This window comes from Pantoea sp. ACRSC, from assembly GCF_022346785.1.
Lineage (GTDB): Bacteria > Pseudomonadota > Gammaproteobacteria > Enterobacterales > Enterobacteriaceae > Pantoea > Pantoea alvi.
The window spans coordinates 1-9,405 of the sequence record NZ_JAKRNN010000042.1 but is presented as its reverse complement, the minus strand read 5'-3'; the positions used below and the strand labels follow the sequence as shown (position 1 = coordinate 9,405).

The following is a 9,405-nucleotide window of genomic DNA, read 5'->3' as shown; positions in this document are numbered from 1 at the left end:
GCAGCACCTGGCACGGCTGGGACGGAAGTCGCTGTCGTTCTCAAAATCGGTGGAGCTGCATGACAAAGTCATCGGGCATTATCTGAACATAAAACACTATCAATAAGTTGGAGTCATTACCGTGGCAAACAATGTACGCCTTCAAACGCAGGATCAAAGAAAAAAAGCGCCCTTTTTCCTTCCTGTTAGCGGGTACGTATTCTTTATAAATCCCAGAGACGTTACGCGGTAGTTTTTATACGACCGACGCCAGCCAGCTGCGCTTGCCGAAAGACCATTCATTTTCATTCTATCGGAGCAGGTTTAAGCAAGCGTCTGAGTAAATGTCTTAATTCATATCCTCTCATTTTTCGTTTAAGAACAAAATGTCATCCTAGGCAGATCCCTCAGCAAAGATTCACCCAGCTGCACGATGTGCCTGATTCACCAGGGAATAAAAGGGCATCAGGAAAGACCGCATATAAAAAACGATCTGGCAGACGCTAGATCGGTAGTACTCTAACCAGTTCGCCGGACTGCAACGCCTTCGCAGCCAGCAGCAGCTGTATACCCACAACGCTGATACCGGTCTACAGTGCCTGAAGCAGCCCTTCGCTGTTGCTTGCGTGAAAAATGGTATTGACCATCAGCTCAACCGTTTCATTATCTGCTACCAAAGGAAGCGGCGATGCCTGCGAGATGTCCCTGAAGCGAATGTGAGGCAGCCTAGCCACTTCCGCCAGCGATTCAACCGGCGCTAAATCGGGCGCTGCAAATAATAGCGTTTCAATGCATGCCAGCATGCGCGCTGTAAGCGTATCCGGCTACTCGCTGCTGAGCCGCAGCGCTACATCTACGCCTTCACTTACCAGCTCTGACAGGCGTTCATCAAGTGCCAGCGTCAGGTTTAGATCCGGATTATCTTTTTGCAGCGTCAGCAGGTGCGGCAGAAAAAGCTGTCCCAGCCCGTTTGGCAGCTGTATATGTAATATACCCCGCAACTGCTGTTGTCTGAGTCGCAGCTGATTTTCGATTTCCTACATCGCTTCCAGGAGCGGCACTATTTGACGGCGGTAGTATTCGCCCTGCTCGGTATGCACCTTAACCCGCAGTGCGGTGCAGCAAAATCGTGACAAGTTCCTATTCGAGCGCGGCAATTTTCTGGCTGAAAGCAGATTGCGTTATGCCAGACTGACGCGCTGCTTCGGAGAACGATTCCGCTTGTGCTACCCCTAGAAAGGTTGCAATCGTACTGAGCTTATTCTTCATTTAAGCGTTTTTCTTATAAGTGTCATCTTGTTCAGAGGACATGTGCAGAAAATCACATATAGCACACTTTGTTTCTTTCTTACTCAGGAGAACAGAGATGACGCAGAAAGATACGCCTAAAGTCGCGCTGGTTGCAGGCGCCAGCGGCATTGTCGGCGCAGCCAGATGGTTAACGCCCTGCTGGTTAAAAAATGGCAGATTATCGGGCTATCACGCCGTGCTGAAGCGCATGCATATAACGTTATGACAGTAAATGTCGACCTGCTCAGCGCACTGTAAAGCGCCCAAGCGCTGCAACCGCTTTGTCGGTGACGCATATCTTCTATAACGCCTGGCTGAATGCAGCGAACTGGAGTGCGATGGTTGAACCGAACGTCACTATATTACGCAATCTGATGAGCAATGTGGAACTCGTCGCTTCACTGGAGAATGTCAGCCTGATGCAGGGCTATAAAGTTTACGGCGCTCACTTCGGCCCGTTTAAAACGCCGGCGCGCAAGAGCGATCCTGGCGTGCCGGGCGCAGAATTTAACGCCGCTCAGCTCAGCTGGTTGAGCGACTTCCAGCAGCATAAAAACTGGCGCAGGCAGGCGCTGCGCCCTGGCGTAGTAGGCAGCACGGCACCAGGCAATGCGATGAACCTACGCTAAGCATCGCTCTTTATGCTTCGTTGTGTAAGACAGAAGGATTACCGCTTCGTTTTCCCGGTTCGCCTCAAAATTGACACAGCATTGTCGATCATACTGATGCGGGCCTGCTTGGGGGAGCGATGCTATGGGCGGCAACGGCGCCAGACGCCAGCAATCAGGCTTATAACGTTAATAATGGTGATATCTGGCGCTGGAGCGAACACTGGCCACGGATTGCGAACTGGTTTGAGCTGGAGTGCGCGTCGCCGGTCAAGCTTTCTTTTCAGCAGCTGTTCGCAGATTATCGCGTCACCTGGCGTGCTATAGCTGAACGATATAAGCTGCAGGAAGCAGATATTCTGCGACTTAGCGATGGGCAGTTCGCAGAATTCGTTTTCGGCTGGGACGACGATATGTTCGGTGATGGCAGCAAACTGCGCCGGACTGGCTTTACGCAGTCATGCGCGAATGACGAGATGTTTTTTAGCTTATTCTCTCAGCTCAGAGCCGCCCGTATTATCTCCTGATGATTCGCTGCGGTTATCCTTGATATGCCAGCGCTGGTCTCTTCTCTTCGTCTTCAAACCTTTGTACTGCGCGGTTATCCATTTACACGCCGCATATATCGCAATGCATAATCCACTGTTCCGCACCTGTGCGCTTTACACTGGCGTTTTTTTATTTCGAGAGTCGCCGTGACCGCAGATCACTTAACGCCATGGGAATTTCAATGTGAAATAATTAATAAAAAAGAATATATTTCAGCAACTTATATTTGAAAAGAGCATGGGTAATCTGGCAACTTTTCAACCTTCCTCATTATCTTTCCGCACTGCTTTTCCGCCCAAAAAACAGCCAGATTGTCATTTGGCAAGGTGAATGAACAAAATATTATGCTCTGTACAATTTTTCACTGAAAACGCAAAAATCTTGCACATAGCAGGACACTCTGTACACTGTCCCGAAATATTGCCAACGGAGCGGAGTGATGAAGAGCAATTACGGTGGAGTAGACGAAACGGCGCGCAGGGCAAACGCTATGTTGCGTAGTATGAGTGACGATATTATCGATAAGCGTCACGAATTTGGCCTCGATCAGTATTACCAGACCTTCACCCGCAATTCGGTTGCTAACTTGCCCAAGCTCAGCCGCCGGGCCGTCGAGCAGGCAATTGACGAAATGGAATCCAAAGGTCACGTGTTTGGCAAAAAGGATGCCGGCAATACAAAGCACTACGCGCTCACGGTACAGGATGTCGTCGATATTTATGCGCATCGTAAAGTACCTAAGTATCGCGATATCCATAAAGGGGAAGGGCCGTTCGTCATCTTTGTGGTGAACCTCAAGGGTGGCGTCTCCAAAACAGTCAGCACCGTTACTCTGGCCCACGGCCTGCGCGTTCATCCGGACCTGCTGCAGTACGATCTGCGCAATCTGGTTATCGATCTCGATCCCCAAGCATCCAGCACGATGTTTCTGAACCATGCAAACAGCATCGGCTCAATTATGGAAACCGCCGCGCAGGCGATGCTTAACGATCTGGACGCCGAACAGCTTCACAAAGAGATTATTCAGCCAACGATTATTCCTGGCGTGGACATCATTCCGGCCTCGATTGATGATGGCTTCGTCGCCAGTCAATGGAACGATCTGGTTCGCGAACACCTGCCGGGCGTACTGCCTTCCGAAGTGTTACGTCGTAACATCATCGATCGCGTCGGCGATGACTATGACTTTATCTTTATCGATACCGGTCCGCATCTCGATGCCTTTATGCTCAACGCCATCGCCGCCAGCGATCTGCTGCTTACGCCGACGCCGCCTGCGCAGGTGGATTTTCATTCCACGCTCAAATATCTGACCCGTCTTCCGGAAATGCTGGAGCAGCTGGAAGATGAGGGCATTAATCCCCGCATTAAAGGCAATATCGGGTTTATGTCGAAAATGACCTCCAAGCGCGACCACGAGATGACGCATGGCTTAGCGCGTGACGTGTTCACCTCTTACATTCTTGACGCTGCTTTGCCGCGGCTGGATGGCTTCGAGCGCTGCGGAGAGACGTTTGACACTATCGTCAGCGCCGATCCCCAGTCTTACCCCGGCAGCACAGAGGCGCTTAAAAATGCTAAACGCGAGGCAGAACGTTTTACCCAGGCCGTGTTTAAACGGATTGAATTTGTCAGGAGTTCGCAGTCATGAAAGAAATGAAAAAAATGGGCCGCACGCTGGGTAATTCTAGCTTTTCGCGCATGCTGAGCGAAACGGAAAGCACGCGCGTTTTTATCCTAAAGTCTGGCGCCGAAGCACGTTTCGCCCTGACGAAAATCTTGCACGATGATATCGAAGCGCAGACCTATGTCGATGCCGCTGTAAACGGCCGCGACCAGGCTTTTCTTACGCCGGAGTCGGTCAGCGATATTTCCCGAACCATCAAGCTCCAGCAGTTCTTTCCCGCCATCGGCCGCGAAGTGGACGGCCGTATCGAAGTGCTTGACGGCTCGCGCCGTCGCGCCGCCTGCCTCTATAACGGCACACCTTTCGAAGTGCTTGTCACTAAAGATGACCTTTCGCTGTCTGACGCGCGCCAGCTTGCTATCGATATCCAGACCGCGAAAGAGCATACGCTGCGTGAGCTGGGCAAGCGACTTATGGTGATGTATCCCGAGAGCATGAATCAGTCAGAGATCGCCAGAGCAGAAGGGCTGTCGGCTGCAAAAATCAGCCGGGCTTTTCAGGCCGCTTCGGTGCCTGACGAACTGATTGGCCTGTTTCCCTCGGTGAGCGATCTCTCTATTAATGATTATCAGACGCTGCTTGATATTGCTGAGAAAGTGGAAGCAAGAAAGGGCAGTCTGGATGAGCTGGTAGAGACGGTGCGCGAGCGCATAGAAGGGGACACCACGCTGGATCCGCATGACCCTACATCGAAATCCAGAATCATTGGTTTCATTCGTTCGGTAAACAGCAGTGCGAAAAGTGCAAAAGCTGACAAGAAAGTCGTGACGGAAAAGATGGCGGTGTTCGCTGACAAAAAACAGTTCGCCCGTAAGAAGACGGATGCGGAAAAACGTCTGGTCACTTATGAGTTTTCACGTATTCCCGCGCACTATCAGGCTGAGCTTGATGCCGCGGTAAAAACGATTCTGGAAAAAATGCAGGCTGAAAGTAAAGCCTGATAACAAGAAGGCCCTGAGCGGTACTCTGTCAGGGCCTCACCTTTAGCACTACTAGCAGCGTATCGCTACTGAGTACCCGCGAAAAAAATGCTCTAAGCAGCTGTTTTATAAAAAAACAGGCTAAATATTTCAAACTGAAATTCCCGCCGCTTTCAGTTTTGAAAGCCCTTTTATCACGCTTAAGGGATAACCACAGTATCCATACCAGTATGTGACGTTATGTCTTTTCGGATCTGATAATGCTTTGTTTATTAGTAAAGCCAGTTCGGCCCATGTAAATAACCTTGCCTTATTAAGTCTTAATGACAGCAGATTAAGTTTTGCCCCTGAAATAGGCTTATCAGTAAAATGGTTATTGCATCTTGCTGCTTCTGCTGGCTCTGCCGGTTCTGGTGCCATGTTGTTGAGCCGGGCATACAGGCGCGCAATACGACGTCACCTCATATCAGCTGTAATCAGTAAATTACCTTTTGCGCTGCTGCCACCTTACCTGTTGAACAGTTGTTTTATTGCACGCCTGAAAACCGGCATTTTCAAGACAGCATGCAGTAAGCATCTGCAAAACCTCAATATCTTACACATAATCCCGGGTTTGAAATATTCCTCTTTAAACATTAGGGCAGGGCAGAGATATAAGCTGTAATGAGTAAATTACTCGCTATAGTTTATATTACTCACTACAGCTTATGACATAAGCTGTAGTAAGTATTTGGCTCTTTTTGGAGTTTGTATAAGCTGTAGTGAGTAACCTGAATAAGTTAGTCTGTGCGACGTTACTGGTCGCTGTTGTAGACAGGGTTCAGATCCTGAATGCCTGGTATGTCGGAAGAGAGGGCAGGCTGCATTGGACGAGCAATGGCCCGGTTTCCCTGACAAGGAAAGCTGGCTGGCTGGGTGCTGTGTGATAAAGCATACAAAAAAAGTATATAAGCTGTAGTGAGTAAGTTACTCACTACAGCTTATATTTGTGATGTGCGTTCCAGACGACGTTTCGGATGGCGCCAGAACATATTGATGATTTAAAAGGTAATTTTACGTTTCTCGTATATAACAAGAGACTGCAGCTTTAGGCTCTTGTCAGTAGTGCGGTATCCATAGCGAGATTTACTCACCAGAGGCTATATAAGCTGTAGTGAGTAAACTGACGGGGAATGCATGCTTTTGAACGCCTATCCGCGCAATACTGGAAAGGCAATCACTTGTTTTTGAAAAGCTTTTCCAGGTCTTCCATCGTAATCCCCAGCTTTTCGAGCACCTCGAGCTTTTTCGTCAGTTCGGGATCGGGGCTGGCTGGTGCAGGCACTGCGGTCGGAATGGTTTCTTCGCTCTCGTTCCTGGGCGCTTTGAGCTTAGGGCGTCGATAGTGCACGTTAAAGAAGACCGCACGGCCTCTCTGCACTTCCGTATAGTCTAGGTAGCCAATCTCCTTCAGTTGCTCCATAGCGCGCCGTACGGTCTGGTTTTGAGAGAATACGGGGGATTTAAGGTTAAGCCTGGCGCGCAGGCGCGCAAGTGAGATAGGCGCCGGATTTTTTGGCAGGCTTTCGATAAAGGTATAGATAGCCTGCGCCGACTCGCGCCGCTTGAGGACGTTAATAGCTTTAAGCTGCAAAAGTACTTTACGATCAAACTGATAAAGCTCAAACAACCGGGGATCTGCCTGCAGGATAACGATATCTTTTGCAGTATCGTAGTACGCTGACTGCACAAGGTGCGTAACGTACTCTTTAGAGTGCTCTTTGGTGTTTGCTGTGAATGAGATGACCGTTCCCGCAATTCGCTTCAGAGAAGGGCTTATACGCTCTCTGAGCTTCTTAGAGGAGCGATTAGACGGTATGCCACAGAGCTTGGCGAACTCGACAAAGGGAAGCTGTACCTTATCGCCAATCACCTTATGCTTGGCGAATGAGTGGATAATCCCCACCCAGGTTTTGAAATCATTATCCATGTCCAGCCGCGGGCCGACGATCTCGACTTTATCGAAGCCTTCTGCCTTGGCCAGCGAAAGCCGGGAGAGTTCTTCAGTCGCGTCCGTAACGGACATTGTATTTTTTTTGCTATTTTTTAACGACTTAAGGGTCGGAACAAAAACACCGAGCCGCATAAGCGCAACCGGCTGCACCGTATTATTGGCGTTGGGCGTTAGGGTGACGAGCTCGCCAGTGGATTTGTCCATTTCCTGGAAAAGAGTATCAAGATCTATGCTTTCGTTATCCAAAACAGGCTCCGGATCCTAATCGTTAACGCTATAAGCCGTTAATTTAGCTAGTAAAGAGAGTAAAGCACCCAGCAAGCGAGCAGTGGCGCAGGGCACTTTCAGATCCGCTGAGCTGTGGATCGAATATGTATGATCCAGACAGAACAAACAGGACAGCGAATAGCAACATGAAATTAAAGATAAAAATTATCCACAGTTAAGCAGAGAAAACCGTGATTTAACTCACTATAGCTTATCTTGTTTACCAGTTACAGCTTATAATCTACGCTTCATAGCTTATGATTTACTGACTGCAGCTTATATTTTACTTGCTACAGCTTATGGGGTCACCCTTTTAAGCCAGAGCTGGCAAGGGCTACAGCGATCGGGGATCTCTTTAGGATCTTATTAGGATCATATAAGGATCGAATTGTTAGGATCTACCCAGTGGATAAATCATTCCATAGGAGACTTCATAGCCTGAAAAGTTTTAGGAGGGCATGCGAAAGACCCTGCGGAGACTTTTCATGATTGAACTGGTTTTTCCAAAACGTAGCAGCAACAGATTTAACAGAGAGCAAGCAAACAAAGCAATTAGCAGGATCGAGGACTTGTCATCATCAAATTACCTTCTGCTGAATTTTTTCAGGATACTTCGCCAGTCACGTTAACCATAGCAGTCGATTATCCTGTTGCTAAACAATCAGCCAACACAGGTATGTCTTCATTTATTGATGTAAACCCTTCTGAGAAAATCATTGTTAAAAAGCATCATAATAGACTCTGCTAATGAAATTAAGCACAATTAATCAGCTTAAAGGTTCATTCCAACTTACTGATCAGTAAGGAGTAAAATATTACTGTACCTGTCTTTTCTATTTTTATTGCCAAATCGAGCAAAGAAAGTCAGGTGGAATCGCTGTTACGTAGCGTTATTGAAACCACTTTAAAGAGGATGGTTGTGTCAGTTATCAACTCAACCGTGACACAGAAAACTTACGCCGTTTTGTCTGGACAGAAGAGTGACAGTCATAAGCGCAAATTGAACAGCATATTCGCGCAGCCCGTATCATCAATGCTGTTTGAAGAGTTGAAATTCTTAATTGACCTTTCTGAAGTGATTCTGCTGGATAAGCTGGCAGGCGGACAAGCCTGATCACTGATAAATGAGAGAACGCTACTCTACTTCGTAAGCACTGTAATCACTGAAGATAGTGTCACCCTAAGTCAGCCTTTATAATGCCGTAAAGGTCTCAAAGAGGTACTTCCGCCACAACATTAAAAATGACTGCCGCAGGTTACTATCAGTCTGAAATGAACATGATATAGCATTATGGTGAAAGCCTGCCGCCAGGAAGGGCAGAAAGCCCAAGACTGGATAAAAACTTTGATCTTATCTTAGTATCCCGAGACTTTCGCAGATAACAATATAAGCTATCGTGCGTAAAAAGCAGGTTTCTTTTTTATTTTCCTTTAGACGCTAACCTTCCTTTGGTTCATCATTCTATCTATACGCTGTTTAGTTTCCTTTCAATTAAAAAAGATGCTCATTATCTCCGAAAATACTCGAAATAACATACCGTTACGCTTCCAGCATCGCGCTGCTCATCGAGCCCACTTTTGACGCAGCATATTGTCAGCTTCAAAGCTGGGCTATCCATTGGCGCTCTCAATTACTCATCGAAAGTAAAGCGTTTTCATGTGTAGTCCTTTAATTTCATCCTCATATGTGGCAAAGCTCGAATTTTTTTGCATTTACCAGTACGTCTCGCTGTTGATCCTTTATATGTCAGCAAACCATGTAATGTTACGGTACTGCAATAAGCAGACGCTTAGCGCCTCCGGGTGGTTGCAGCATGCATTGTTTAGCGTCGAACGGTGAATCTCGACCCCGCGACATGCGCCCGGCTTGAGCAAACAGGCAGACTATTTCGCTATCGGAAATAAAAAAGCTGCGGCCTGTCGCAGTGAACCACCGCAATAGACTGTTTTTCTTGTATCACATCTGTGATTGTGCTTACCCAATTCATGCAGGTGATGCTGCCAACTTACTGATTTAGTGTATGATGGTGTTTTTGAGGTGCTCCAGTGGCTTCTGTTTCTATCACCTGTCCCTCCTGTTCAGCTACTGACGGGGTGGTGCGTAACGGCAAA

The 9,405-nt window shown here is 47.9% G+C and carries 7 protein-coding genes and 2 pseudogenes; 6 read left to right on the top strand and 3 right to left on the bottom strand.

Annotated elements, in window-relative coordinates; translation table 11 throughout:
- A partial coding sequence (locus MHZ97_RS21850; protein ID WP_000300949.1) for an IS1 family transposase occupies positions 1-106 on the top strand: 106 nt, incomplete at its 5' end.
- A 248-nt stretch (positions 107-354) separates the two neighbouring features.
- Here MHZ97_RS21850 and MHZ97_RS21845 read toward each other — a convergent pair.
- A pseudogene (locus tag MHZ97_RS21845) lies at positions 355-1,248 on the bottom strand (LysR family transcriptional regulator).
- Positions 1,249-1,345: 97 nt separating this feature from the next.
- On the opposite strand from MHZ97_RS21845, the pseudogene MHZ97_RS21840 reads away from it, so the two are divergent.
- The 3 genes and pseudogenes from MHZ97_RS21840 (at position 1,346) to MHZ97_RS21830 (ending at position 5,054) form a co-directional block, all read left to right on the top strand.
- Positions 1,346-2,404: pseudogene (locus tag MHZ97_RS21840) on the top strand (SDR family oxidoreductase).
- Between the two features lie 461 nt (positions 2,405-2,865).
- The gene (locus MHZ97_RS21835) at positions 2,866-4,077 is read left to right on the top strand and encodes an AAA family ATPase (RefSeq protein WP_033755685.1); all 1,212 of its coding nucleotides are present in this window, start codon (positions 2,866-2,868) and stop codon (positions 4,075-4,077) included.
- A complete protein-coding gene (locus MHZ97_RS21830; RefSeq protein ID WP_033755686.1) occupies positions 4,074-5,054 on the top strand; it encodes a ParB/RepB/Spo0J family partition protein in 981 nt (326 codons plus the stop codon). The genes MHZ97_RS21835 and MHZ97_RS21830 overlap by 4 nt, the downstream gene beginning before the upstream one ends.
- Positions 5,055-5,183: 129 nt before the next feature.
- Here the strand turns inward: MHZ97_RS21830 and MHZ97_RS21825 are convergent, their stop codons facing one another.
- Positions 5,184-5,453, bottom strand: a complete 270-nt coding sequence (locus tag MHZ97_RS21825) for a hypothetical protein (protein ID WP_127908357.1) — start codon at positions 5,451-5,453, stop codon at positions 5,184-5,186.
- Positions 5,454-6,249: 796 nt separating this feature from the next.
- A complete protein-coding gene (locus tag MHZ97_RS21820) occupies positions 6,250-7,230 on the bottom strand; it encodes a RepB family plasmid replication initiator protein (RefSeq protein WP_033755755.1) in 981 nt (326 codons plus the stop codon).
- A gap of 931 nt (positions 7,231-8,161) precedes the next feature.
- Between MHZ97_RS21820 and MHZ97_RS21815 the strand changes: the two genes are divergently transcribed.
- Positions 8,162-8,407 (top strand): hypothetical protein, encoded by a 246-nt coding sequence (locus MHZ97_RS21815; RefSeq protein ID WP_033755687.1) that lies wholly within the window; start codon positions 8,162-8,164, stop codon positions 8,405-8,407.
- A 932-nt stretch (positions 8,408-9,339) separates the two neighbouring features.
- On the top strand, positions 9,340-9,405 hold a 66-nt coding region (locus MHZ97_RS21810; RefSeq protein ID WP_239315659.1), incomplete at its 3' end, for an IS1 family transposase.

Excerpts from the sequence above, each read along its gene's own strand:
- MHZ97_RS21830 (WP_033755686.1), top strand. The coding sequence starts at position 4,074 with ATGAAAGAAATGAAAAAAATGGGCCGCACGCTGGGTAATTCTAGCTTT.
- MHZ97_RS21820 (WP_033755755.1), bottom strand. The coding sequence starts at position 7,230 with ATGGACAAATCCACTGGCGAGCTCGTCACCCTAACGCCCAACGCCAAT.
- MHZ97_RS21825 (WP_127908357.1), bottom strand. The coding sequence starts at position 5,453 with ATGGCACCAGAACCGGCAGAGCCAGCAGAAGCAGCAAGATGCAATAAC.
- MHZ97_RS21835 (WP_033755685.1), top strand. The coding sequence starts at position 2,866 with ATGAAGAGCAATTACGGTGGAGTAGACGAAACGGCGCGCAGGGCAAAC.